Annotated in this window: 32 protein-coding genes; 17 read left to right on the forward strand and 15 right to left on the reverse strand. The window is 43.9% G+C overall.

Features of this window, described 5'->3' with window-relative positions; translation table 11 throughout:
• Positions 1-56 precede the first annotated feature (56 nt).
• The 6 genes from ABK447_RS01655 to ABK447_RS01680 all read left to right on the forward strand — a co-directional run bounded on the left by ABK447_RS01655 (position 57) and on the right by ABK447_RS01680 (position 4,762).
• Entirely contained in the window at positions 57-956 is a 900-nt protein-coding gene (locus ABK447_RS01655) for a LysR family transcriptional regulator (protein ID WP_007407666.1), read from the forward strand.
• A 46-nt stretch (positions 957-1,002) separates the two neighbouring features.
• Positions 1,003-1,866, forward strand: a complete 864-nt coding sequence (locus tag ABK447_RS01660) for a biotin/lipoate A/B protein ligase family protein (RefSeq protein ID WP_007407665.1) — start codon at positions 1,003-1,005, stop codon at positions 1,864-1,866.
• 151 nt (positions 1,867-2,017) lie between these two features.
• Entirely contained in the window at positions 2,018-2,197 is a 180-nt protein-coding gene (locus tag ABK447_RS01665) for a hypothetical protein (RefSeq protein ID WP_003151018.1), read from the forward strand.
• 48 nt (positions 2,198-2,245) lie between these two features.
• Positions 2,246-3,169, forward strand: a complete 924-nt coding sequence (locus ABK447_RS01670) for a hypothetical protein (RefSeq protein ID WP_100001632.1) — start codon at positions 2,246-2,248, stop codon at positions 3,167-3,169.
• The gene (locus ABK447_RS01675) at positions 3,138-3,935 is read left to right on the forward strand and encodes a hypothetical protein (protein WP_020957984.1); all 798 of its coding nucleotides are present in this window, start codon (positions 3,138-3,140) and stop codon (positions 3,933-3,935) included. Before ABK447_RS01670 ends, ABK447_RS01675 begins: the two co-directional genes overlap by 32 nt.
• The gene (locus tag ABK447_RS01680; protein WP_020957983.1) at positions 3,926-4,762 is read left to right on the forward strand and encodes a hypothetical protein; all 837 of its coding nucleotides are present in this window, start codon (positions 3,926-3,928) and stop codon (positions 4,760-4,762) included. Before ABK447_RS01675 ends, ABK447_RS01680 begins: the two co-directional genes overlap by 10 nt.
• Here the strand turns inward: ABK447_RS01680 and ABK447_RS01685 are convergent.
• The 5 genes from ABK447_RS01685 to ABK447_RS01705 form a co-directional block, all read right to left on the reverse strand.
• The gene (locus ABK447_RS01685; RefSeq protein WP_025285429.1) at positions 4,752-5,705 is read right to left on the reverse strand and encodes an ABC transporter permease; all 954 of its coding nucleotides are present in this window, start codon (positions 5,703-5,705) and stop codon (positions 4,752-4,754) included. The genes ABK447_RS01680 and ABK447_RS01685 overlap by 11 nt on opposite strands.
• The gene (locus ABK447_RS01690) at positions 5,702-6,622 is read right to left on the reverse strand and encodes an ATP-binding cassette domain-containing protein (protein WP_020957981.1); all 921 of its coding nucleotides are present in this window, start codon (positions 6,620-6,622) and stop codon (positions 5,702-5,704) included. Before ABK447_RS01690 ends, ABK447_RS01685 begins: the two co-directional genes overlap by 4 nt.
• A gap of 97 nt (positions 6,623-6,719) precedes the next feature.
• A complete protein-coding gene (locus tag ABK447_RS01695) occupies positions 6,720-7,274 on the reverse strand; it encodes an HAAS domain-containing protein (protein WP_007407658.1) in 555 nt (184 codons plus the stop codon).
• Positions 7,275-7,589: a PadR family transcriptional regulator gene (locus ABK447_RS01700; protein ID WP_020957979.1), complete on the reverse strand. Its 315-nt coding sequence runs from the start codon at positions 7,587-7,589 to the stop codon at positions 7,275-7,277.
• Positions 7,590-7,849: 260 nt separating this feature from the next.
• Positions 7,850-8,623: an RsfA family transcriptional regulator gene (locus ABK447_RS01705; protein ID WP_007407656.1), complete on the reverse strand. Its 774-nt coding sequence runs from the start codon at positions 8,621-8,623 to the stop codon at positions 7,850-7,852.
• Between the two features lie 202 nt (positions 8,624-8,825).
• Here ABK447_RS01705 and ABK447_RS01710 point away from each other — a divergent pair, with 202 nt between their 5' ends.
• The 3 genes from ABK447_RS01710 (at position 8,826) to ABK447_RS01720 (ending at position 11,052) form a co-directional block, all read left to right on the forward strand.
• The gene (locus ABK447_RS01710; RefSeq protein ID WP_003151034.1) at positions 8,826-9,050 is read left to right on the forward strand and encodes a DUF1450 domain-containing protein; all 225 of its coding nucleotides are present in this window, start codon (positions 8,826-8,828) and stop codon (positions 9,048-9,050) included.
• A gap of 160 nt (positions 9,051-9,210) precedes the next feature.
• Complete coding sequence (locus ABK447_RS01715) at positions 9,211-10,512, forward strand: HD domain-containing protein (RefSeq protein WP_007407654.1); 1,302 nt, start codon at positions 9,211-9,213, stop codon at positions 10,510-10,512.
• A 39-nt stretch (positions 10,513-10,551) separates the two neighbouring features.
• Entirely contained in the window at positions 10,552-11,052 is a 501-nt protein-coding gene (locus ABK447_RS01720) for a YwgA family protein (RefSeq protein ID WP_039063796.1), read from the forward strand.
• Between the two features lie 64 nt (positions 11,053-11,116).
• Here the strand turns inward: ABK447_RS01720 and ABK447_RS01725 are convergent, their stop codons facing one another.
• Positions 11,117-12,496 carry an amino acid permease gene (locus ABK447_RS01725; RefSeq protein WP_015240784.1) on the reverse strand — a complete coding sequence of 460 codons (1,380 nt, stop codon included), beginning with the start codon at positions 12,494-12,496 and terminating at the stop codon, positions 11,117-11,119.
• 385 nt (positions 12,497-12,881) lie between these two features.
• On the opposite strand from ABK447_RS01725, the gene ABK447_RS01730 reads away from it, so the two are divergent.
• Positions 12,882-13,301: a MarR family winged helix-turn-helix transcriptional regulator gene (locus ABK447_RS01730; RefSeq protein WP_020957978.1), complete on the forward strand. Its 420-nt coding sequence runs from the start codon at positions 12,882-12,884 to the stop codon at positions 13,299-13,301.
• Positions 13,302-13,338: 37 nt separating this feature from the next.
• On the opposite strand, the gene ABK447_RS01735 is transcribed toward ABK447_RS01730, so the two are convergent.
• A complete protein-coding gene (locus tag ABK447_RS01735; RefSeq protein ID WP_020957977.1) occupies positions 13,339-13,527 on the reverse strand; it encodes a 2-hydroxymuconate tautomerase in 189 nt (62 codons plus the stop codon).
• A gap of 105 nt (positions 13,528-13,632) precedes the next feature.
• Between ABK447_RS01735 and ABK447_RS01740 the strand changes: the two genes are divergently transcribed.
• The 3 genes from ABK447_RS01740 to ABK447_RS01750 all read left to right on the forward strand — a co-directional run bounded on the left by ABK447_RS01740 (position 13,633) and on the right by ABK447_RS01750 (position 15,398).
• Positions 13,633-14,292: a site-2 protease family protein gene (locus ABK447_RS01740; protein ID WP_003151043.1), complete on the forward strand. Its 660-nt coding sequence runs from the start codon at positions 13,633-13,635 to the stop codon at positions 14,290-14,292.
• A gap of 12 nt (positions 14,293-14,304) precedes the next feature.
• Positions 14,305-14,823, forward strand: coding sequence for a YwhD family protein (locus ABK447_RS01745; RefSeq protein WP_007407649.1), 519 nt, complete (start codon positions 14,305-14,307; stop codon positions 14,821-14,823).
• 143 nt (positions 14,824-14,966) lie between these two features.
• Positions 14,967-15,398 (forward strand): hypothetical protein, encoded by a 432-nt coding sequence (locus ABK447_RS01750; protein WP_007407648.1) that lies wholly within the window; start codon positions 14,967-14,969, stop codon positions 15,396-15,398.
• A 25-nt stretch (positions 15,399-15,423) separates the two neighbouring features.
• Here the strand turns inward: ABK447_RS01750 and ABK447_RS01755 are convergent, their stop codons facing one another.
• Entirely contained in the window at positions 15,424-17,496 is a 2,073-nt protein-coding gene (locus ABK447_RS01755) for a transglycosylase domain-containing protein (protein WP_039063795.1), read from the reverse strand.
• A gap of 199 nt (positions 17,497-17,695) precedes the next feature.
• Between ABK447_RS01755 and speE the strand changes: the two genes are divergently transcribed.
• The 3 genes from speE to ABK447_RS01770 all read left to right on the forward strand — a co-directional run bounded on the left by speE (position 17,696) and on the right by ABK447_RS01770 (position 19,843).
• Positions 17,696-18,526, forward strand: a complete 831-nt coding sequence (gene speE, locus ABK447_RS01760) for a spermidine synthase (RefSeq protein ID WP_003151052.1) — start codon at positions 17,696-17,698, stop codon at positions 18,524-18,526.
• Between the two features lie 58 nt (positions 18,527-18,584).
• Positions 18,585-19,457 carry an agmatinase gene (gene speB, locus ABK447_RS01765; protein ID WP_007614448.1) on the forward strand — a complete coding sequence of 291 codons (873 nt, stop codon included), beginning with the start codon at positions 18,585-18,587 and terminating at the stop codon, positions 19,455-19,457.
• Positions 19,458-19,624: 167 nt separating this feature from the next.
• Positions 19,625-19,843: a LuxR C-terminal-related transcriptional regulator gene (locus ABK447_RS01770; RefSeq protein WP_003151056.1), complete on the forward strand. Its 219-nt coding sequence runs from the start codon at positions 19,625-19,627 to the stop codon at positions 19,841-19,843.
• A gap of 590 nt (positions 19,844-20,433) precedes the next feature.
• On the opposite strand, the gene ABK447_RS01775 is transcribed toward ABK447_RS01770, so the two are convergent.
• The 7 genes from ABK447_RS01775 to ABK447_RS01805 all read right to left on the reverse strand — a co-directional run bounded on the left by ABK447_RS01775 (position 20,434) and on the right by ABK447_RS01805 (position 23,543).
• Positions 20,434-20,946 carry a stage II sporulation protein M gene (locus tag ABK447_RS01775; protein WP_094031368.1) on the reverse strand — a complete coding sequence of 171 codons (513 nt, stop codon included), beginning with the start codon at positions 20,944-20,946 and terminating at the stop codon, positions 20,434-20,436.
• 43 nt (positions 20,947-20,989) lie between these two features.
• Positions 20,990-21,271, reverse strand: a complete 282-nt coding sequence (locus ABK447_RS01780) for a hypothetical protein (protein ID WP_007407643.1) — start codon at positions 21,269-21,271, stop codon at positions 20,990-20,992.
• Between the two features lie 185 nt (positions 21,272-21,456).
• Positions 21,457-21,642 (reverse strand): DUF4177 domain-containing protein, encoded by a 186-nt coding sequence (locus ABK447_RS01785; protein WP_007407642.1) that lies wholly within the window; start codon positions 21,640-21,642, stop codon positions 21,457-21,459.
• Positions 21,643-21,676: 34 nt separating this feature from the next.
• Positions 21,677-21,880, reverse strand: a complete 204-nt coding sequence (locus ABK447_RS01790; RefSeq protein WP_007407641.1) for a hypothetical protein — start codon at positions 21,878-21,880, stop codon at positions 21,677-21,679.
• A 13-nt stretch (positions 21,881-21,893) separates the two neighbouring features.
• On the reverse strand, positions 21,894-22,097 hold the full coding sequence (locus ABK447_RS01795; protein WP_007407640.1) for a helix-turn-helix transcriptional regulator: 204 nt from the start codon (positions 22,095-22,097) through the stop codon (positions 21,894-21,896).
• A 197-nt stretch (positions 22,098-22,294) separates the two neighbouring features.
• Positions 22,295-22,414 (reverse strand): PhrC/PhrF family phosphatase-inhibitory pheromone, encoded by a 120-nt coding sequence (locus ABK447_RS01800; protein WP_007407639.1) that lies wholly within the window; start codon positions 22,412-22,414, stop codon positions 22,295-22,297.
• Positions 22,398-23,543, reverse strand: a complete 1,146-nt coding sequence (locus tag ABK447_RS01805; RefSeq protein ID WP_007407638.1) for a tetratricopeptide repeat protein — start codon at positions 23,541-23,543, stop codon at positions 22,398-22,400. The genes ABK447_RS01800 and ABK447_RS01805 overlap by 17 nt, the downstream gene beginning before the upstream one ends.
• A 230-nt stretch (positions 23,544-23,773) precedes the next feature.
• Here ABK447_RS01805 and ABK447_RS01810 point away from each other — a divergent pair, with 230 nt between their 5' ends.
• Complete coding sequence (locus ABK447_RS01810; RefSeq protein ID WP_015240776.1) at positions 23,774-25,129, forward strand: YncE family protein; 1,356 nt, start codon at positions 23,774-23,776, stop codon at positions 25,127-25,129.
• The last annotated feature ends 20 nt before the right edge of the window (positions 25,130-25,149 follow it).

Raw genomic sequence — 25,149 nt, forward strand, 5'->3', positions numbered from 1 at the left:
AATATATTTATATGATCTAAACGATTAGGAAAAATAATGATTAGGGGCGATGCTTTTTGTATTATGGGGAACTGAAAACATTCATTGCCGTCGTGGAAGAAAAAAACTTTACAAAGGCGGCGCAGAAGCTGATGATTTCTCAGCCGAGCGTCAGCCTTCACATTAAAAACCTGGAGAAAGAATTTCAAACCGCCTTGCTGAACCGCTCTCCGAAGCACTTTACGACTACGCCGACGGGGGACATTCTCTATCAGCGCGCCAAGCAGATGGTCTTTTTGTACGAACAGGCGAAATCCGAAATTTACGCCCATCATCATTATGTCAAAGGGAAGCTCAAAATCGCCGCGAGCTTTACCATCGGCGAATATATTCTGCCGCCGCTTCTCGCAAAGCTTCATAACGAGTATCCCGAGCTGAACCTGGACGTCATGATCGGAAACACGGAGGAGGTCAGCGAAGCGGTTCGGATGCTTCAAGCCGATATCGGATTAATTGAAGGGCATACGGGGAAAAACGAGCTCGACATTCAGCCGTTTATGGAGGATGAATTGTGCATTGCCGCACCGAACGGACACCCGCTCGCCGGCAGAAAAAACATCCCGGCTGCTGAATTGCAAAATCAAGCGTGGGTGACGAGGGAGAAGGGTTCGGGAACGAGGGAATATTTAGACCACGTCCTTCAATCAAACGGACTGCGGCCGAAATCCATGATGACGATCAGCAGCAACCAGGGCGTCAAGGAAGCCGTGATCAGCGGAATGGGTCTTTCCGTACTGTCAAAAAGCGTGCTGCAAAAGGATCTGCTTCACGGCAGCATTTCCGTGCTTGAGATAAAAGGATTCTCCTTAAAACGGAAACTGTCTATCATCCAATCTTCCATTATGGAGAACACAAAAAACAAAGAAATCTTCATCGCTCTTTTGAAAAGCCAATTTCAATCATCACAAGCGGAGTGATATAATAAATGCATGGAAAGCCTATGACGAAAGGGATTTAATATAGATGGGAAAGCAACCGATTGATTTACTGATGCAGCCGAGCTGGAGAATCATTGACCAATCCAGCCTCGGCCCTTATTTTGATGCGAAGCAGTCATTCGCAATGGATGATACGCTGTGCGCCTCCGTAGGCAAAGGGGAATCGCCTGCGACGGCACGCTCTTGGGTGCACCACCGGACGATCGTGCTCGGCATTCAGGACACGCGCCTGCCGTTTTTAGAGGACGGCGTGAAATTGCTGGAGGACGAAGGCTACCGTGTCATTGTCCGCAATTCCGGAGGCCTCGCCGTCGTACTGGACGAAGGCGTATTGAATATCTCCCTTATTTTTGAAGACGAGAAAAAAGGCATCGACATCGACAGAGGCTACGAGGCGATGACAGAGCTGGTGCGGCGGATGCTGCGTCCGCACCATGCCGAAATTGAAGCATATGAAATTAAAGGATCGTACTGTCCGGGCAGCTATGATCTCAGCATCGGCGGACGAAAATTCGCGGGAATCTCACAAAGACGCCTGCGGGGCGGAACCGCGGTTCAGATTTACCTTTGCGCCGATAAAAGCGGAAGCGAACGCGCCGATCTGATCAGACGTTTCTATCAAGCCGCTTTAAAAGACAAAAGCAACGATACAAAAGGCGTATATCCCGATATCCGGCCCGAAACGATGGCTTCATTAAGCGAATTGCTGCAAACGGACATTACCGTGCAAGACTTAATGCTGGCGCTTTTGACTGAACTGAAGGAACTCAGCGGACGCCTGTATGCAGCCGGATTATCGCCGGAAGAGGAAATGGTATTTGAAAAAAATCTGACCCGAATGCTGGAACGGAATGAGAAGGTGTTCGGCACGCAGGAAAGCTTGGACTAAGTCCGGGCTTTTTTGTTTTTGGTAATTATATACTATTTAGTTATAGTGAAAAAGAATCGTTATATCAAAACTAGTTTACATTATATACCTTATTTGATTAATATATTTATGTAGGTTCCAAATAATTCTATAAACTGAAGGAGATGGAGATATGAACTTTAAAAAAATAAAAGAAGAAAAAAGAATCACGATCCCGACACATTTGTTAGCCGGAGATGCGGAACAATCAGGCAATTCTTTCGCTTGGAGCGGCTGGGTGCTTGTAGTGCCGAGCCAAGAAGACAATCAAAACCCGAATTTGAATTTCTCTGATTTAGCCGCTCAAAAGTAGGATAATCACTGTTTGGAGCCTACACATCTGAGACGAGGCGGTGAGAGTGTGACACAAGAGTATATAAGAGAAATTAAGCGGGGAGCACTGTCATGGATTGTTAAAAATATCCATTATTTTGATATGAATCATAAAGTAGCGAATGATTTCAGGTGGCGCCTTAAAACATTTATAGAACTCATTTTTCTTACCAATTACCTGATCAGAAATCAGGCAGATGATAAGGAAGTTGCTGTTTTAACGGAGTTTATTACAGAAAGGCTCCGTAATGATCAGCTTGAAGAATTTATTCATTTTGATCCGGACGGTCTCGCCGGATTGGCTATTGCGGGTGAATTTCTTACCTTGACTGATCACCCGTCACGGGCTTCGGTGATATGGGAGCTGGAAAAATTCACGGCAGCGCGTTTTGATTGCAGCCTTGCTAAAGTTCCCTTTCGGAAAATGGATCTGAAGTACAGTCTGCAAAGAGCAGGCGTAACCTCAGAAATAACGGATTTTTCTGACTTATATCACTACACAGCAGCTGGTCAGGATATCCCAAATACATATATGACGGATCATGATGCGTACAGCATCACTCATACGATTTTTTATATAACAGACATGGGATGTTCTTCGCTTACGGATAAAGAGTATCATCTGCCGTCCTTAAAAGAAAAGGTCCTGAAATTTCTCGGGATCTATATCTGTCTTGAGAATTTAGATATTACCAGTGAATTATTAATGTGCAGCTCTTTTTTACATATCAACATGGATAAGGACAACCATAAACCGCTCTATGAAGCAGCCTGGAATAAAATCTATCAGGGCCGAATGAAAGAGGGGAATGTTCCGAGCATCACCTATCAACATAAACCCGGTTTGAAAGGTGAACAGCGAAGAGAAGATGTGTTCAAACATTGCTACCATACAACACTTGTCGCCGCTGGTGCCGCGCATGCCTGTCTTAGAGCAGAAAGGAACGATTAACTTGAATAGATTAGCTGAAGAGACAGATCAATTTTTATTATCTTTTGCTGAACAATCGCTTCCGGATCAAAAGAGCATTCAGCTGTTTGCCGGCTTCTGCAAGTACTACAGGAAGACGAGCCATTCTTCCGCTGTAAAAGAACATACTGAAAGGATTGCCTCCGCTTTCGTTGATAAGTCATGCTGGGAAGATCTGTTTCACTGTAACACGGCCATTGTCAATGAGTTGATTCATATCTATTTAACGGCAAAAGCTTATAAAAAGAAGCAGGGAATGGATTCGGATGATCAGGTCATACGTCACGGATTGCAAAACGGCTATCTTATAAAAAAAGAATGGCCTTATTTTAAATACGCCGAATTCGTCGGTTTGCTGAGCGAGCTGGGAATGTCAACTGACCATGAAAAAGTGCGCTTTTACAAGAATTCGATGTTTCAGCCTTTGCTCCATGACGCATGGAAAAGAACAGCTGAAAACGAGCTGGAGTTTGTCGAGTACTGTCTTCTTCATTTGAATGAGGGAGAGCATCTGCTTCATCCCGGCTTGAAGGCGTCCATTCAAAAATGGCTTGTGTTTTGTCTCGGCAGCCGAAAAATGAAACAGCTGTGCAATATGTTATTTATCCAATCGTGTATCGATCCATTTTTTTATGGCTGTCAAGCGGCTCTTCATCATATAAATAACGAGAATCCATCCATTCATTGTGCTCCGGCTCTTCTGCCGGCGATTGAGATTCTGAATCTGGAGTGTGGAACATGCAGATAGTCAAGGAACATTTTAATATAAAAAAAACAGAAGAATGGCTGCTGGGTTTTTGGAAGAACATTCAGCTGCAGCCGGAAGAAATGGAAGCAGATGATCTCATGCACCTGTTTTGCGGTTTAGCGGCATGTCATCACTTTGAAAAAAGAAAGGATACAGAAGAAGTCATTCTATTCTTAGATCGTTATTTTGGAGAAAAAACGCACGAATGCCATCCGGTCCTGTTCGCGTATGCGTATCATGTGTACCGCAGGATAGATGCCGCAAAAAGCATCTTTTTTCATAACGGACTTGAACAAATGGTCCGCGGTTTACAAGAGGAACTGAAATCAGAGCCGTCCTCTATGATCCTCATGGTGTTAGGAGCTTATTTTGGGGCGGTGACTCCGGAAGAACTGATCGTGTTCTTAGAAACCGGGATGAAACGTGAGGCCGATTTGCTCATGGCACCGGGCGGCATGCAGGAAGAACAGGCGGATGCCCTTTATGCCGTCACTTATTTGCAAATGAAAGAATTGCAGCCTTTTCTCACGGAATGGTACAAAACATCAGACTTTGCTTTTTCAGGTTTAATGTTAGCCGAGTGCAGAAAGTATCACATTGACGCCGTTGCAAAATACACAGCCATTATGAAATTTCTCCAATTCGATGAGGCGCTTTTTATACGGGAAGGGCGGGAATTTCTACGCTTTCAGCAGCGAAGCAGCGGGAGCTTCGGTTATTTGAATCCATTAGCGATGGACCAAGGGGCGGTCAGCGGCAAATTGCTGGACCGTCAATATTTCCTGCCGTCCGCTCATTATGCCGCCGCCTCTCTGTCTATGCTGTAATGTCTCTCTTTTGAAAGACGGAAAAAGAAATCAATAAACAAATAAGAAAGTAGATCGCTATAACCGTCATGGAATAGGGGATGTTTAACGTTGAAATCGCATCACCCGCACTTTTATTTACATAAGCAACGAGATTTAAATGCGGAAAGAGCGTAAATTTATACCACGTAAATTGGGCAAGCAAATCAGTTCCGCCCAATATACTGCCGGCAAACAGCAGTAAAATCGATAAGCAAAGGGAGAGCGCCTGGCTTTTGCACAATACTGACAAAGTGAACGCAATGGTGACAATGCTTATAATTGATATGAAACGCAAAAGCAGAATGATTCCGGATGCTTTGATTGAACTGATGGTATACAGACTGTCATTTAAATGAGTATAGACGAGCGGATATGAAGCATTGGAAAAACCGAATAACACGCCGCCGATCAGCAAACAGCTCACACAGTAAAATAAGTAAATCATACCGGTAAACAGAAGGGAGGCCAGAAATTTCGATGTTAAAATCCGCCATCTTCGGTTCGGGCTTGTAGCGATAAACTTAATCGTTCCAAGGGCAAACTCTTTAGAAACAATCCCGCTGACGGTTAAAATCGCGGTTAAGCTTACGAAAATCTCAAGCCCGTTTGAAGTAACCGTGCCGAAAAACCTCCAGCCGTTCCATTCATAGGGGTTGATGTTATGCTCCAAATAATAGTCTTTATTCTTAACATCAGCAGAATAATAAACGCCTGTCGTTTCAGCGGGTTTATCAATTTCTTCCTGTTTTTTTTCGGCGAGAAGCCGTTCTTTCCAATTGTTATCCGAGGAAGCATCTAACTCATGATTCATAATAAGGCCGGCCAGCAAAACGATGAGAAACAGGAAAAAAAGAGATAAAAGTGTGCCTTTTTTTCGGGTTATTTTTATGAATTCGTTCTGCGCCAGATGAAATATGCTCATACCGCGTCCTCCTGATCTGTAATCATCATGTATTTCTCTTCCAATGATAAAGTTCTTGCAGAAACGCGGGAAATCAGAATCTCTTTCTCTGCCAAAGATTTAATGACATACGGGATGGTATCTTCTTCCGCTTCCAATTCAATGATGCGGCTGTCTTTTTGCTGTACTTGAAGAATACCGTCCTGCTCTAATATTTCTTTCGCCCTTGCCGGATGATCGACCGTGACGGTAAACAGTTTTTTCTGACCAAGGTCATGTCTGTTCTTCATGTCTTCAATTCCTAAAATCCGTCCCTTTTTAATATAGGCAACCCTATCGCAAATCTCCTCCATTTCCGACAATAAATGGCTTGATAATAAAATGGAAACCCCTTGCTTCGCTAAATCGGAAAGAATGGTGCGCAATTCTTTCATTCCTTTAGGATCGAGGCCGTTCATCGGTTCATCCAGAATTAATAATCCGGGATTGTGAAGAAGAGAATAAGCGAGCCCCAAGCGCTGTTTCATGCCTAATGAGAAATGTTTCACTTTTTTGCGGGCAGCCTGCTCTAGTCCGACTTTTGCAAGGGTATTCATAAGGTCATCCGTTCGCAGCGAGGTGCTGCGCAGTTTAGTAAAATATTTTAGGTTTTGCAAAGCGGTCATATTCGGATACATATCCGGGCCTTCAATGATAACCCCGATATGTCTCATAAAATATTCAAAGTCGCTGTCCGGTCTGCCTCTGAATGAAATGGCTCCTTCTGTTTTTTTAATAAGCTGTACGATCATTCTGAAAATAGTGGTTTTTCCTGAGCCGTTCGGCCCTAAAAGGCCGAAAATCTCGCCTTTTCTCACATCGAAAGAAATTGACTGTACAATAGGGGTATGATTGATTGTTTTAGAGACATCTTTTAATATCAGGGCTGGTTCAGTCATGATATTTGCACACCTTCCTTATGATTTAGGGTAAAAGCCGTCAAAACCGAAGAACATGCTTCCGATCAGGCCGGCAGCGATTAAAATGAGAGCAATGCTATACCACATTTTTCGATTCAATGGTTTCCCTCCTTACAACGCTGACATTCCATTTGAAATAGCGCAAAAAGATGCGGAATATCAGTTTCGAAAGATCAAATCCGGCCATAAACACCGCCATACCCGCTCCAAGAACCATACATCCGTTAAAAATGGCTGTTACAATCGGCACTTTTACGAGGAGAAAGAATGATCCGGTCATCAGCATCAGGCCGATCGCCATCAAACTTAACACCGCAACAGAGGCAAAAAGAAACGGTGTCAGCATAAACATGAAGTTGAACATGCCCATCCCCAGCATCAGGCCGAATGCTTTGAAAAAGGAGCGCCATGTTTTCTGCTCCTCGGCATCACTAATGAAAATATCCGCTTTTAAGGCGCGCGCAAGTGTTTTGGGGTTTCCTAAATTGTCGGCGATTTGTTCATCGCTTTTTCCTTCAGCGCCGCCCATTTGGAATATTTCGCCGATATCGGCGAGTATCTCTTTTTGCTCAAGTTCCGGCAGATCTTTTATTTCCCGCCGGAGATGTTTTAAATATTGGTCTTTACACATTCATTTTCCCTCCTTAATGATGCTGTTCACTTTTTCGGACAGGTCAAGCCATTCCGATTTTAATGTTTGATGATATAAGGCGCCTTCTTCTGTTACTTTGTAATATTTGCGTGATGGGCCTTGATCGGAAGCTGCTGTATACGTTTTTAAATAGTTGTTTTTTGTAAGTCTTCGTAATATGGGGTAGATGGTGCCCTCCGATACAGGGAACGTTTCACTTATGATCTTGATTAATTCATAACCATATAAATCTTCATAAAGAAGCAGGGACAACACACAAAGTTCCAACGCTCCTTTTCGTAATTGGCTACTCATTTACTATCATTCCCATCATATCTAATAATTGTATTCTCTATACAGTGTATTGCACAGTAGCTAATCGATCAATAATTCCCAAGAACCATTTGGGATGAGGAATTGAATCTTTATGCTTATGTGCGGGCGGGGACCGAGATGCGCAGCCCTTGCGGGAAGAAGGCCTCCTGAACAATGTTTACATTAATATAGATCAGGATGCGCGTCATTGACAAATGGCAAAAACCCCTTTTTCCATGACAAGGAAAGGGGTTTTTCCGTTATTCGGCCATTTTCTCTAAATTACCGTTCCGGTCCATTTTAAAGGACGGAGAGGCATGTTCGTCGTCTTCAAATAAAACTAGTTTTCTGGCTCTGTTCATAATTTTCACCAAGGTTTCGTAGTCTTCCTGAATGGTTTTTTGATCTTTTTCAAGCTTTTCGACGGCCGCTTCCAGCTGCTCGGTTTTAGACTGAAGTTCTTGGTTTTCCCGTTTTAAACGGTCATTTTCCATTTGCAGGGCGGAAGTTTGCTTTCCGCTGCCTTCATAGCTCTTCAGAAATTGAATGACGTCTGCCATTGTGAGCTCCGCCTTTTGGCTCGGCTGCTGAGGCGCCAGCAAATGTGATAAACTAGCTAACTCTTCCTTGAAGCTTTCATCGACATAAGGCATATGTTCGCCGGACATGACGGCTTGCCGATCCTCTTTTGGCGCTTCCGTTTGAACCGTCTCTTCGGCTGCGGTTTCCTGCATGATGTCCGCATCCGGTGCAGGCGGCTGATATAATAGTTTCTTCTTGGCCGGCTGGCCGTTTCCGAGCGCGCGCATCCGCTGTTTCCGCTGTTTTTTGGCAAGCTGAAGCGCTTTTTCGTATTGATGGCGCACGACGGCATTCCACCTGAATCCGCACGCTGCCGACGTTCTGTTTAATTTATCGCCTACCTCTTCAAAGGCGTTCAGCTGCGTGCTTCCTTCCCGGACGTGCCGGAGCACGGTTTCCGCAAGCAGCAGGTCATTTTCCTCCGACCAGGCGTCCTGTCTTTGTTTTGTCAATGTTCTCAACCCCCAATATCTTTGATGGTATTAGAATGTCCAGATTGGAAAATATTTATACAAATTGGCTGAAAGAATGAGAGATACGCAGAGCCTTGCAGGATAAGATGAATCCTTGTACAATGAGATGTGATGTGATTTTTTTCGTTTTTAAAATTAAGTTTTAACATAGAGGAACATTGAATGAAGGGAAGCGTACATCATGGCTAATGAATTCCGAGTGTGTGATGATTGCCAGGCCACCAATATTAAGACTTTGCTGCCGCGTTTGAAAGAAGCTGACCCGGATGCAAAAGTGGAGGTCGGATGTCAGTCATATTGCGGGCCCGGACGCAAAAAATCGTTTGCTTTCGTAAACAACCGCCCGCTGTCGGCGCCGACTGAGGACGAGCTGATTGAGAAAGTGAAAAAGAAGATCAAAAAGTAAATGTGTATTTTTACGACAGCCTCGCCCGATGGGTCAGGCTTTTTTGCTTCAAAAAATCAATGTCGGAAAACTGGAACAAAACGCCGGACAAATTCAAGGATGTTTTCAAATTACAGAGCCGATATAATAGAATCACGGCTAAAAAAAAGAGGGAATGACGATGGCGTATCCAAACGGAAAATTATCAGAAGAAAAAGTGTTTAAAGATCCCGTTCACCGCTATGTTCATGTGCGGGACAAGCTGATCTGGGATTTGATCGGCACCCGTGAATTTCAGCGGCTGCGCCGGATCAAACAGCTCGGTACGACGTATTTGACGTTTCACGGCGCGGAACACAGCCGTTTTAACCATTCTCTCGGCGTCTATGAGATAGTCAGACGAATGGTTGATGATGTTTTTAAAGGGCGTCCTGAATGGGATGACAATGAACGCGAACTCTGTCTCAGCGCCGCGCTTTTGCACGATTTGGGACATGGGCCGTTTTCGCATTCCTTTGAAAAGGTTTTTCATCTGGATCATGAAGACTATACGAGGGAAATCATTCTCGGCGACACCGAGGTGAATCAGGTTCTCAGAAAGGCGGGACCGGGATTTCCGCAGGATGTTGCCGAAGTCATTGCCAAAACATACAAAAACAAACAGGTGGTCAGCCTGATTTCGAGCCAGATTGACGCCGACAGGATGGATTACCTTCAACGGGACGCATACTATACGGGCGTCAGCTACGGACATTTTGATATGGAACGGATTTTAAGGGTGATGCGTCCGCGAGAGGATCAGATCGTCATTAAGCAAAGCGGCATGCACGCTGTCGAAGACTATATTATGAGCCGCTATCAAATGTACTGGCAGGTGTATTTTCATCCCGTGACGAGAAGCGCTGAAGTCATATTGACGAAAATTCTCCACCGTGCGAAGCAGCTCCATGAAGAAGGGTATATCTTCACTCATGCTCCCGTTCATTTTTATTCCATTTTTGAAGGGAAGCTGACGCTTGCGGATTATCTGAAGCTTGATGAAGCCATCATTTTATATTATTTCCAGGCTTGGGAAGAAGAAGAGGACCCGATTCTGTCCGACTTGTGCCGCCGCTTCATTAACCGCCAGCTGTTTCAATATGCCGAATTTAACCCCAATGAGGAAATGTCGGCTTATTTTGAACTGACCGCTCTGTTTAAAGAGGCGGGAATTGATCCCAATTACTATTTAGTGGTCGATTCTTCATCGGATCTGCCGTATGATTTTTACCGGCCGGGTGAAGAGGAGGAGCGTCTGCCGATTCACCTGTTAACGCAGAAGGGCCAGATCAAAGAGCTGTCCAGGCAGTCCGCCATTGTCGAATCCATTTCGGGCAAACGCCGGACGGACCATAAGCTCTACTATCCGATGGACCTCATTTGTGACGATTCAGAAAACCCTGAAGCAAAATTAAAAATCCGGCAGCTGCTGGGACTGACATAGAAGGATTTTGGTAAAGAAGGAAAAGGAGATGTCGGGAATTTGTTGAAAGAACATGCAAAACTGATGAAGGTGTTCTCGGATTCTGGAGAAATCATCGGGCGGAAAAAGCTGCAGAAAATCATTTATATCGCGAAGAAAATGCAGTATCCTTTCTACGAAAAATATGATTTTCATTTTTACGGCCCGTATTCCGAAGAACTGACGCTTCGAATTGAAGAGCTGTGCAATCTTGGGTTTCTGGATGAGGTGAAGGAAAAAAAGGGCGGCTACTTTCAATACCGGTACTCGCTGACGGAGACGGGAGCCGAGTTTTTACATCATGCGGAGCTTACGATGCCGGATATGAAGAAGTACATCGACAGCGTCAACAGCCGCTCATCGCGGTTTCTGGAGCTGGTGTCTACGATTTTGTATTTTGACGGCCTTGAAGCTGAGGAAAAGAAAGAGAAAGTGTTTACGATAAAAAGCAAACAGAAATATACGGATGAAGAATATGATGAGGCGCTTCACTACATAGAAGAGCTGAAACACATTTCTTAAAGGCGATGGCTTTCGTCTTTTTTGATGAAAAAACCAGGCCGCGATAAAGCGGGCCTGGTTTTGTTTATTGTCTCAATTTGCTGTGCTTGTACGAATATAAAAAGTAAACGATCACGCCGATGATCAGCCAGACGGCAAAATAAAGCCACGTTTTCAGCGGCAGATTGACCATTAAAAACAAACAGCAGATAATGGCCAAAATCGGCAGTACGGGTACAAAAGGCACTTTAAATCCCCGTGGCAGATCTTTATGGGTGCGGCGCAGAATCAGCACGGACAGACTGACCATGGCAAATGTCAATAGCGCACCGATGTTTGAGAGATCTGACAGCTCTTTCAGATCAACAAAACCCGCGATGCATGCGCTGATCAGTCCGATCAGCCACGTATTAAAGATCGGCGCTCCCGATTTCTTTCCGACAATGGTAAAGACTTTCGGCAGCATTCCGTCTCTTGCCATCGCAAAAGATATACGGGTCGCCGCATAGGTATGGGCGAGAACGACGGCCATCAGTCCGATTACCGCACCGGCAGCGATAACGCCCGCCACCGCGTTTTGTCCTACAGTCTGTAACACATAAGACATGGCTTCCGGCACATTAAGCTGTGAATACGGAACCATCCCCGTCATGACGAGACAGACGATGACGTATACCAATGTACAGATCACCAGTGAACCGATAATACCGATCGGCAGGTTGCGCTGCGGTTTTTTGACTTCTTCAGCCGAAGCGGAAATCGCGTCAAACCCGAGAAACGCAAAAAAGACGGCAGAAGCCCCCGTAATGACGCCTTTGATTCCAAAAGGCATAAAAGGATGCCAATTGCCCGGCTTTACAAAAAAGCTTCCTGTGATGATAAACAGCAAAACAATTCCGATTTTTACGAGAACCATTACATTATTAAAGGTTTTGCTCTCTTTGGAGCCGCGTGACAGAACGACGGCAATTAATAGAGTAATGATGATGGCAGGAAGGTTGACGATGCCCCCCTGGCTCGGCACGTGCAGCAGACTGTCCGGCAAAGGCATGCCGATTTCGGCTAACAGATTATTAAAATAACTTGACCAGCCGCTTGCCACCGCCGACGCCGTCACCATATAAACGGATAAGAGCGTCCAGCCCATTAAATGGCCGACAATTTCTCCCATGGTGGTATAAGAGTAAATATAGGCGCTTCCGTAAACCGGGAGAACAGAAGCGATTTCGGCGTAACATAATGCTGCAAGGCTGCAGACAACGGCTGCAATGATAAAAGAAAAGATTACGGAAGGTCCGGCGTTTTTCGCGGCCGTAATGCCTGTAAGAACCATGACGCCCGTCCCGATGACGGCGCCGATGCCCAGTAATGTTAAATCAAATCCACCCATCGTTTTGGCAGTCTGCCTGTTTCTGCTTTGTTCAAGCAGCTGGGTGATGTCTTTTTTTTGTAGGATATTCCGCAACACGCATCCCTCCATCCAAAAGCAAAAGCCAAGAGGGGCTCTTTGGCTTTTACCCGTGTCACATCTTCTGTGTAATCGACAATCCTGTGTTCTGTTTCCCCGTCTGTTCCGTTTCTTTTCCAGTCATATTGTCTGCCGCATCCGATCAGATTATCCTTTCCGTCAAACGCAGTCACCCTTAATGATTTTACCTGAATCATGTCTATAAAACCAGCATTGCATAAAAGGGATGGGTGAAAAAGCAGGAGATAATAGTCTGTATAGGGCAGGATAAAAGTTGCGGGCTTTCCGGCCGAAATTTTGACTTTCCCCGCGAGGTATCAGTAAAATGTAATAAAAAACAATCAAATGATGATGGATGCATCTTGAAATGGGGAGTTTCTGCATGGAGTACGATATATTGCAAGCAAATGTACTGGATTACGCGCTCACGAAATATTTAAAGAGCACGAAAAAGCTTGATGAGGCGACAATTCCGAAGAGTATAAACAATATCAGAGGATTTATTCTCAGGATTATTTACCGGCACGGCACGTGCACGATTAAAGATATATTGCAGGAAGTCACATTATCGCCTTCAGCCACGACAACCGCTCTGAATCATTTAGAAAAAGAGGGTTTCGTGGAAAGGTCGAGAAATAACGAAGACCGACGCACGGTATGGATGACGCTTTCCGAATCGGGAAAAATGGCGGCCATGCAAATGATTGAAAACCGGCAGATGCTCATTGACGAGCTGTTCGAAGCATTGACAGAAGAAGAAAAGAATACCTTTTTCAGCCTCGTTGAAAAAGTAATGAAATAAGCCGGCCTGACATAGCAGCGCCGGCCATTATCAAGGATTACTCCGTATCGCTGATCCGTTTGCCGGCGACGGCGTAATGATCCTTTCTCATTTCATCAATCATGACAATGATCTTTTCTTCGGCTGCGCCTGTCGTTTCTTTTACGGCTTCTGTCACTTTTTCAACCAGATTCCGTTTTTGTTCATCTGTGCGGCCTTCAAGCATTTTAACGGTTACGAGCGGCATGGTGCTGATCCTCCTTTATCGTTTCCTCTCTTTGGAAGAGAGGTCACTTATAGTATACTGAATGAAGGACAATCTTGCATTTTTTAAAAAAGGGGATTTTTACATTTGGACAGATTTTTATATTATCCGCTGGAGCTTATGCCCTATGTCGTGATTACGCTGATCGTGGCATTTACGATGCATGAACTGGCGCACGCGTATGTCGCGTATCGGTTCGGAGACGATACCGCGGCGAGACAGGGCAGATTAACGCTCAATCCGATTAAACATCTTGATGTTTTCGGAACGATTCTAATTTTGGTCGCGGGTTTCGGCTGGGCCCGTCCGGTGCCGGTGAACCGCCGCGCCTTTAAAAGACCGCGGCTGGCGGGAGTGCTGGTTTCCGTCGCCGGGCCTGTAAGCAACCTGCTTCTTGCCTTTATCGGTTTCTTTTTGCTAGTGTTGATGCATGCTTACGGAATGGAGCTGCTTTCTGCATTCAGCATGGGGCTTGACCGCTTTTTCTCTATTTGGATTCAGCTGAATCTCGCGCTGTGTTTATTCAACCTGCTGCCGCTTCCTCCGCTTGACGGCTACCGGATTATTGAGGATCTCGTGCCGCCGCGGGTGCGCGCCAAAATGACTCAGTTTGAGAGCTACGGGATTATCGTGTTTCTCGTGCTGTTTGTGACACCGGTCGGCTCCTATGTCGTGTGGCCGCTGTTAAGTGAGGGGAGAGACTGGATTCTCAAGGTATTTGCCATTATATTTCAACCGCTTTTGTAGGAGGGTATTTTCATGGAAGAAAAAAAGAAGAAAACAATCGGATTTAATATTATTAAAAGTGATCCGACCGACGGACATGGCGGTTTTGGCGCCGGGGCGCTGAGCCTTGACAATATTTCTCCGGTATTTGTCGATGTGGAAGAGAAGGAAGCCTTCGTTGACATCGGCGCCATGCATGCCCGCAGTGTCGTTGAAAAAGGCATCAAATTCCTGCCGAACAAAGATGAAGTGCCGAACGGAAAACCGTACTGGCTCGTGTGGGTCACCATCGACAGAAAAGAAGAAGGCCCTTATTACGCGGGTGTGACGGCTTGTGAAATGACCGTGGACAGAAGTATCCGCAGAGGCTATAAGTCATTGCCGGAGCATGTGAATTTAATGGATAAATCAATGAAGCGCTGCATTATCGTGGACAAAATGGACGCCAGCTCAAAGCAGGTGCTTGCTGAATTTCTGCAGAAACATGACCAAGGGCTCTGGGAACGTTCATCAGATGAATTGAAAACAGGTCTGCTTCCGGAAGAAAAATAATTTGTGAACTTTTTGTGAACTTTATAAATATTTGCACTATTTTGCGATTGTACTGAGTAAACTGTTGATACAGAATCAGGACATGGAAAGTCCCGAGCCGAACCAAGACTCGGGGTTTTTCATGTTTACGCGGAGGTTTCATCATGTTCACCGTCTTTGAAATCGGGCCATGGGTCATTGAAGCAGATGCGGCGGAAACGAGAAAACAATACGAAAAATCATGGCCTGATCCTTGCGATTGCGGGAGCTGCCGGAACTTTTCCGAGGCGGTGAATCTCCTTCCCGCCGAGAAAACAAGATTGTTTACGCAGTTTGGGATTCGTCCGGCTGTCTGTCACGACTTGGGGGAGCATGGAAAGGAAAACGGCCTGCATCATTATGCGGGCAGCTATCCGATTGTCGGCAGGCTTAGGGAAGGCTGGCCGAAGTTTCATATCGAGAGGGCGGGAGATATCCGCTTTTCGTTTTCATTGCCGAGTACAACATTTTTTATACCGAAGGGTTTTCCTGACCCTATTATCCATCTCGACTTTTCACTCTTGCTCCCATGGGTGCTTGAGGAAGACGCGGATTAAAAGCCCGGCGCGCAATGCACCGGGCTCAGTCTTTTTTGCCGAGCCACTTATCCCACCACTTTTTGCGCGGAGCTTCTTTGCGGGCGGGGGCGTGTTCCTTTTCTTTTTTAGAAGGTTCCGATCCGTAGCACACATCCGCGGGCTCAGTGCCTGCGATGAAATACGTATAATGCTTTGCGGCGCAGCCGGGTCCCGAAGTGTAGCCGGAAGCGGGATCGATATAGACGCCCGTGACGCCCTTCGGCGGTTTAAGCGCTATTTCCGGTTCTCCTTCGAGCGCCTTCTCCATAAAGTCCGCCCAAATCGTCTTCGCATAGCTTTTTTCTTCTACTGAATCAATCGTGCTGCTTTTGTCATAACCTGTCCATACACCGGCGGCAAGAGCCGGGTTAAAGCCGATCATCCAGCTGTCTGCGCTTGTCGTGCCTGATTTACCGCCATAGGTTCGGGTCAGCCGGTCAGAAATGGTGCGTCCCGTGACGGAAGTATAGCCGTTTAAATCCTGATCAAACATGCCCGTCATCATGCTCGCCGTCACAAAAGCGGCTTTTTTATCAAGCGTCTGCTGATGTCCGCGCGGCTGTTCATACAAGACGTTACCGGCGGTATCCGTCACTTTTGTGATAAAGGAAGGGGTGATTTGTTTTCCCCCGTTTGCGAGCATCGCGTAGGCATTAACCATCTCAATCGGGCGCACGGGTTCAGTTCCGAGCGCCAGAGACGGAAGGGGCTTTAAATGTTCGCTGATGCCGAATTCCTTTGCCGCCGACACGAGCTTATTCATGCCGAGAAAGAGATGAGTCTTCACGGCATAAATGTTGTCTGATAACGCAAGCGCCTGAAGCAGCGTAATCGGTTTATTGGCATAGTAGCCGTTGTAATTGCTTGGAGAATAAGTATTTCCGTTGTCGTCAATCTGGAACTCTGTGGCTTCGCTTTTCATCAGCGTGACCGGTGTAAAGCCGCTTTGAATCGCTTTGTAGTACAAAAGCGGCTTGATCGTGGAAGCCGGCTGCCGTTTCGCCTGTGTCACCCGGTCAAACGGGCTTTTTTCGTAGTCACGTCCGCCGAGAAGCGCAAGCACGCGCCCTGTTGCCGGATCAATCGCGGAAAAGCCGACCTGAATGTCAGAGCCGGTACGGATCGTATGTGCCACAGTGTTTTCCGCAATCCGCTGCATGCGCTTATCAAGCGTCGTATAAACACGCAATCCGCTCGTTGCGAGCTGTTCGCGCGTCATGCCGAGCTTTTTCTCGAGTTCTTTCATCGCATCATCGTAAAAATAAGGCGCCGTTTTCGCCGCGGTTCTGTTTTTCAGCGGCTGATAGGCAAGCGGCGTTTTCTTAAGCCTTTCCGCCTTTTCTTTTGAGATCATTTTTTGGCCGATCATCAGTCGGAGAATGGTTTCCTGGCGCTGTTTGGCCTTCTTTTCGCTGACATATGGCGAATAGCCGGACGGGCCTTTCGGTATGCCCGCCAAGAGCACGGCTTCCGCATCGTTCAGATCTTTGGCGTGTTTGCCAAAATACAGGCGCGAGGCGGCTTCAATTCCATATGCGCCGTGGCCGTAATATATCGTATTTACATAACCTTCTAAAATCTCGTTTTTAGAATAGTTCTGTTCAAGGCGGATCGTGTAAAAGGCTTCATTCCATTTACGTTTCCATGTCTTATCATGCTCAAGGTAGAGATTTCTCGCGTATTGCTGGGTGATGGTGCTTGCGCCCTGAACCTTGGCCATTGCCTTTATGTCAGCCAGCGCGGCGGCGGCCATCCGCCGGTAATCAAAACCGTGGTGATTGTAAAAGTTTTGATCCTCCACCGCTATGGCGGCCTGCACCGCTATCGGATTGATATCTTTTAACCGGACCCAGTAGCGCTTTTCCCCAAAATCGGTCTCACCTAGCTTTGAGCCGTCATTTGCATAAAGAATCGTAGACTGAGGAACCCGGACGGAGGGGGCCCCCTGCCATTTCGCTGCAAGAAGAACGGATGTGAAGCAGACGCCGGCCAGCATTCCGCCGATCAGTGTCAGAAAGATGCAGGCGCGGATGATTTTGAATGTGATTCTGAGCTGTTTTCCAGATACTTTATCCACTTTTGGGAACCCCCTTTTTCATGATTCTATTATTATGTGAAAAAAGGGGGTTTTTTAAACATATCAAACCGGACACTTCTTTACTTTTTCCCCTCCATCCTCTATACTTTTTCCTTAGGTGAAAATGAGATTTTAACCGGAATAAAAGCGATACAGACGCTTACAATAAATGAAATAAGCCTTGAAAGGGAGATGACAATTGAGCGAGCTTTGGTATACGGAGAAGCAGACGAAGAATTTCGGCATTACATTAAAGGTGAAACAAACATTACATACGGAACAGACGGAATTTCAGCATCTGGAAATGGTGGAGACAGAAGAATTCGGCAACATGCTGTTCTTAGACGGAATGGTCATGACTTCTGAAAAAGATGAATTCGTCTATCATGAAATGGTTGCGCACGTCCCGTTATTTACGCACCCGAATCCGGAAAACGTCCTCGTTGTCGGCGGCGGAGACGGCGGTGTCATCAGAGAGATTCTGAAGCACCCAAGCGTAAAAAAAGCGACGCTTGTCGACATTGACGGCAAGGTTATTGAATACTCTAAAAAATTCCTTCCGTCCATTGCGGGCAAGCTTGATGATCCGCGCGTCGACGTGAGAGTCGATGACGGTTTCATGCACATCGCGAAATCAGAAAATGAGTATGACGTCATCATGGTTGATTCAACAGAACCGGTCGGACCGGCCGTCAATCTGTTCTCAAAAGGCTTCTATGCCGGAATTTCCAAGGCGTTAAAAGAAGACGGCATCTTCGTCGCGCAGACGGACAACCCGTGGTTTACACCGGAGCTGATTACAAACGTACAGCGTGACGTGAAAGAAATCTTCCCGATCACCCGTCTGTATACGGCTAATATCCCGACGTATCCGAGCGGCCTGTGGACATTTACGATCGGTTCTAAAAAGTACGATCCGCTTGAAGTGGAGGACAGCCGTTTCTTTGACATCGACACGAAATATTACACGAAAGAGCTTCACAAAGCGGCATTTGTTCTTCCGAAATTTGTGAGCGACTTAATCAAATAAAAACGTACGGCGCAGGAGCGAATCTTGCGCTTTTTTACAGGAAAGCGAGGGTTTTATCATGAGGTTTGATGAAGCATATTCAGGAAAAGTATTTATCGCAAGCCGCCCCGACTGGAAAGAGGCGGACGCCATCCTTTACGGCATGCCGATGGATTGGACGGTCAGCTACCGTCCGGGTTCGCGTTTCGGCCCGGGGAGAATCCGCGAGGTGTCTATCGGTCTTGAAGAATACAGCCCGTATCTCGACCGTGACTTGGCTGATTTGAATTTCTTTGACGCCGGCGATATTCCGCTTCCGTTCGGCAATCCGCAAAGAAGCCTTGATATGATTGAAGAATACGTGGACAGCATTTTAGAAAAAGGAAAGTTCCCGCTCGGCATGGGAGGGGAGCACCTTGTATCATGGCCTGTCATAAAAGCCATGTATAAGAAGTTTCCGGACCTTGCCATCATTCATTTTGACGCGCACACCGACCTGCGCACGGATTATGAAGGCGAACCGCTTTCCCACTCTACTCCGATCCGCAAAGCGGCCGAGCTCATCGGGCCGCAAAATGTATTTTCATTCGGCATCCGTTCCGGAATGAAGGAAGAATTTGAATGGGCGAAAGAAAACGGCATGCACATTTCTAAGTTTGAAGTGCTTGAGCCGCTGAAAAAAGTGCTGCCGCAGCTTGCGGGACGCCCTGTTTATGTCACCATCGATATCGACGTTCTTGATCCCGCTCATGCGCCGGGAACGGGCACGGTTGACGCAGGAGGCATCACGTCTAAAGAATTGCTCGCGTCCATCCATGAAATCGCGCGCTCAGAAGTCAACGTAAAAGGCGCTGACCTCGTAGAAGTCGCGCCGGTCTATGACCACTCAGAACAAACCGCAAACACGGCAAGCAAGATGATTCGTGAAATGCTGCTTGGGTTTGTGAAATAAAAGAATTTCCCCCGCTTGAAACATGCGGGGGATTTTTATATTGTATATAAACTACTTAGAAGTTAGTAAAAGCAACATAATATTTTACCATTAATCATTGATGTTATTGATAAAAATTATATAATAGGGTATTATTTAGTAAATACATCTTTAGAAAGGAAGTTAGAATGAAAACAGCAGTAGAAAATGAATTGGAATTAAAAAAGATTGAAATTTCAGTAATTAAACTGATAATTGCTGAAAAACCTAATAAAGAGATCGCTAAGTCATTAAACTACTCGCAGCGTAATGTCGAATATATCATAGCCGGTCTCTGTAAAAAGTGGAATGTGAGTACTAGAGTCGGTATTGTTTCGGAAGCATATAAAAGGAACTGTATACAGTGAACGAAATGAAAGAAAAACCCCTATTGAGGGGGTTTATTTATATATGCTAAAAAAACATTCTATACAGGAATGCCGTAAAAATAAAAACTGAGATTGTCAGGTAGTTCAAATTTGTTCTCCATTTCAGAAGAATAAACAAAAGAAATAAGTATGCAATATTGAACAAATCAAAGATAGAAAAAATCAAATGATTACTTGTGAAAAATAAACTGGTATTTGGATGTTCTGCGAAAATGTTTTTGAATGATATAAGAAAAAACTTAATTGCGACCGGGATGTTAGAAAACATAAATAGGGAATAAAAGGTTTTAATCTTAATTTGAGCGCCAAGAAAATTTATAATGAGAAATAATACAAATCCTTCAAAAATCACCCCGAACATTAAAAGAAACAGTGCGGCTATCGCAATGATATAATCTAAATGTTTTACTTGCTCAACAACTTGTATAGGGATGTTTTTGGGAATTAAACTTTTCATAAAAGGCAATAGGGAACTTAAATAAAAAGCTAACCCGATAATATAAAACAAAAACGAGGACAAAAAATTAATGTTTCGGTCCTTAAATGAAGATAATTCAATTTGCATAATCCTAAGAGACTCCTTTTATAAAGATAGGTGTAAGAAATGTTTCTAACATAGCTGCTATCATTAAACCGAGAAATATAATACCAATATATTTAAAAGTGAATTTTAAATTTATTTTGAGGAGTAATAAATCCAAAGTTAATTTCATTCCTACAGAAGCTGCAAGAAGCAATACCGGGACTTCAATTATTCCATGGGGTATAACAAGCAGTAAAAGGTTTAAATTGTCTTTGATGTTTCCTATGGCATTTCCTAAAATGAATCCATTAATAATTAAAACTGCAATCGTGCCAAGTGACAGCGTCAACGGGCCTAAAAAAACAAGCAGACTCGCTACTTTAATATTATTAAAGAAAATCTGAAAAAAATCCGGACGGATATTTCGATTTAGATTATTTACATTTAAAGCGGGATCTGTATAAAAATATGCTGTAAATAAAGCAATTAAAAATAAGATCAGACAGAGTATGTACAATTTGACTAAAACGTTCTTTTTAAACAAAGTATTTTCATCCATTCGTTTAAGGGACTGCCAGGGATATTGAATTTAATGTTTTATATTAAGCTGCTGCTGTACTTGCTGCAGCCAATTGTTCTAAAACGGCTAATGGCAAGCCTGCACCAAGAGATCCTAAAACAGTAATGATAGCCAGGACTGAACCCGTTGCAGTGATAGCACTGACAATCCAACTAGGAGCTATTATTCCAGCTCTGTTTAAAATATCGATGACATCCATGCTTAAATGATTATGTTTTATACTGAAAAGAGCGAGAACAATGATTCCTGATGCTACTAATGTAAAAATCGCTTTACTATTTTGTGTTTTTAAAAGTAGACTCATTTTTTCCTCCAATTTTTTCAATATCCCCAGCAAGTTAAATAATAAAATATATTGGAAGCTATTTGAATTGCGGATTTCCGAAAAAATATTTAAGAGGTGAAATCCGTTAAGGTATCTGCTGGCTTATTTCAGTACAAAGAAAGCCGGACCATATGTATGATCCGGCTTTCTTTGTACTGAAACATTTATACTTTTTTTTCAAGAATAATATCAAAATAATCGGCTGCCCCATAACCTGAAATAGGAGGAGCAAATATTTGAACCAGCTTCCATCCTTGCTGAGAATACTTTTCAATAATTTCTTTATAGTCTTCTTTAGGCTTTCCTTTCCATCGGTTTACTTCTACTTTTATGAACTTATATTCGTACATTGCTGTATAATCCTCCGGAAGTGTATTGGAATTGTTACCTTGTTTTTCGATTATGATAAACTTGAATCCATAAATAGAGCGCGCAGCCTATTAAAAGTATTGGAAATTGCCATCCTGTATTTCCGTTTTTAAAATAATCTATTAATGACCATATCAGTAAAGCGACAGTATAAAAACTAAATGCTATTCTGGCGGCTATACCCGATTGGTGTTTTTGCATCTCATCCATTTTCTTCATAAGAACCGCTCCCTTACTTTTTTTTGGCGTTATAGTTGAATACTTTATCTATTCCCGTATTTAATGCGTGAGCTATCGAAAAAGCCAGACTTAAAGTCGGGTCATATTTATTATTTTCAATTGCATTGATGGTTTGCCTGGTCACATTGCAGAGCTTAGCCAGATCATTTTGTGAAATATCAGCTGCTGTTCTAAGTTTTTTAATATTGTTATCCACTAAAACCCTCCTTAAATATTTTTGTTTTTATTTTAAATTTTCAAATTTATATATATTTATTTTAAATAATATATGTATATGTGTCAAATACTTTTTACACATTTGAATTTTAAGGTATACTTTTTGTTTTTGCAAATTAGTTGTTTATATAAAAAACGGCTTGCAGTTTAACCTGCAAGCCTAAAAGTAATCATCATTTAAATCATTCCGCGCTGAGCAACTTCAAATTGATGTTTCGGTGCACTTGCGATTTCGGCTGAAACAAAAACAGTGCTTATTGCCAAGCAAGTAAGTGCTAATTTATACTTCAATTTCATACAACTTCACACCTCCTTGAATCTGCTGTCTTGTTTCTTCCACCTTTAAAAAATATGCGGAAGCCTTCTCGAAATTTTCTCTTTCATGATAATATTTTGCCACATCTAAGGCAAAATCTTCAAGATCAGCATACATCGATTTATCTCTGAGAAAGTCAAAACATTCCATGATTGCTTCTTCATCAGGCTCACCGACATATAAAGATTCTAAAAATTCATACTCGGCGATATATAGGGAATCTTCTGCCTCCTCTGCATAAGATACCCCTTTGTCATGATATTGTCTGGCTATGGCCATATTTCCGATTTTATAATGTATTTGTGTGATTAAGAAATAGGCTTGCGGGAGAGAAGTGATGATGTTCCCATCTTCAAAAACAGCTATTGCCCGTTTTATGTAATCAATGGCTGGTTTGTAATTTTCTTGGCTGTTAAAACAAAGTCCGATATTATATAGAGTCCGGCCCATTAATTGTGGCTGCTGTTCTGCCTCTGCCATGGCATAAGCCTTTTTAAAATGCTGAATTGCTTCATCATATTGCTTTAAGTCAAGAAAGTTGGTAGCGAACAATGAATGGCACTGAAGCACCCTTATATTATATGCCTCCTGCTTATGATAAATTTTATAAGCCTGCCGGGCATAATCCATAGAAAAATAAGTCTGTTTCATATAATAGTAGGACTCTGACATCTTAAAATAAAATTCAGCTTTCTCGATACAATCTTTGACAAAATCAAGCTTATATTCAGCTTTCTTAAAAAACTGAATCGCTGAAAGATATTCACGGCATTCCAGCTCATACATCCCCCGGAAAAAATTAAAATAATAATCAAGACGTCCGGTCAGCCGGGCCTGCTTTTTATCAATATCCGCGAGCAGATCCGATAGTCTCGGCTGTTCTTCTATCCGCTGCGATTCCAGCGGTTCGAGGTATTCGAGCATCAGATTGTGGCGGAATTCCATGAGAGAATAGTATAGATGAAGATCCTGATCATCTTCCAGACCTGCAAGTTCTTCTTTGATTTCTCTCCGCAAGTACTCGGCGTCCGGGATGCTGAACCTTCGAATGTACATATACCATTCGTTGATTTTTTCTCCAACCGCTGAAGATGATAAAACACTCGCCACTATTCCGAATCCCTCCCTTCCACGTTATGTATATGACATATTTTATCATTTTCATTCGGAAGGATAGCGCAAAAATACCGCAATGTTTTCTTTCGTTAAAACCGCATGTCTGCGGATATCATTTCAAAAATCCACTATTATCCCCACAATTTGTACAAGCAAACAAATCCACCTTCCCATATTCTGTTGTATCTGCGTGAGCAGTGTATGTCTGAAAAGGAAGTGAAGATATGAGAAATAACAAGCTTTCCTTTAAAGAAAAAGCAGGAGCCGCACAAGAAGAATGTTTATGTTTTTGCGAGGAAGAAGCAAGCCGTGAAGCGATGTTTCAAGCGCCGATTGAATTGCCTGAGGGGTTTGTCGTTGATCCGGCTGAAGCTGTTGCAAACGTGACGTGGAATGCAGACAGCCTTTCTTGTGTCATTGAACGCTGTTTCATTGAGACGGGGCCAGAGCCTGATGAAATCGGTGTTCAATTCGCAGTGCGCCTGCAGGGAACTGTTACGCTTCTCGTCAGTGTCTCACCAGTGCGAAATCAATATGGACAAGGGAACGGGTCTGTTTCTGTCATCCGCAATGCAGAGATTGACCAAGTCGTCTATTATTCTGATGAACCCGATGATTGCCCGGATGTCAGTGACATTACGATTGAGAACCTTATTGTCGTTCCGCCATTCTATGGCAGTCCTTTATCGGTGACGGGCACGATTGTGTTTGTTCCTGAGCCGGAACCCGTTTATGCGTTTACAGCGAATCCAAATGATCAATCAGTTTCTGTGATTGATACAAACACTCATACTGTTGTGACAACGATTGCTCTACCATACCGGCCGACAGGTATTGAAATAACTCCGGATAAAAGTGCTGTGTTTGTTTTGCACTTCAACAATAATGTGATTTCTGTCATCGATTATGACACTTTAACAGTGACAGCATCCATACTGCTGGATCAGCCGCCTGGATCGATAAAATGTATCCCAAATCATGAGTTTGCTTATGTTCTCGGCGATACTGCGATTTATGTGATTGGAATTGATACGTTAACTGTGGATAGGTCGATTCCTGTGGAAGGATTTGATTTTGCAATTGATCCCAATGGGTTATTCGCCTATGTTCTTGATTTTGGTTTAGTGCAAAAAGTGGACCTATTCACCGGTGAAGTCACAGGAACGATTGAACGAGAGCTTATCGTATCATCCATAGAAACAAATTGGCCGGAGCGGTATGCGTATGTCTTAGAACAAGAATTCTTATTCAATTATTTGACGGTTATTGACTTAAATACGTTTACGATCAGCATTACCCAAGAGCTGGAGCCTGATGGCCAATATGTAATGTTTACGAGTGGATCAGAGGTGTATTTACATGACAGCTTCACTGGCAATTTATATGCTGTCAGTCCGAATGGTGCAGGCGTTATAGGAAATGTTCCGCAATCGGCAAGAGACTTTGCGTTTACTCCGAATGGCGAATTTCTGTATGCTGCTCATTTTTTAGAGCAGAACATCACTGTTTACAACACGGATGATTATTCTGTGGAAACTGTGATATCTCTTGGGGTTTCACCGGGAGATATTGTGATTTAACCAACTGCATGCTGTACATT

Origin of the sequence: Bacillus sp. hwrm1 (assembly GCF_040207805.1) — a bacterium.
GTDB lineage: Bacteria > Bacillota > Bacilli > Bacillales > Bacillaceae > Bacillus > Bacillus velezensis.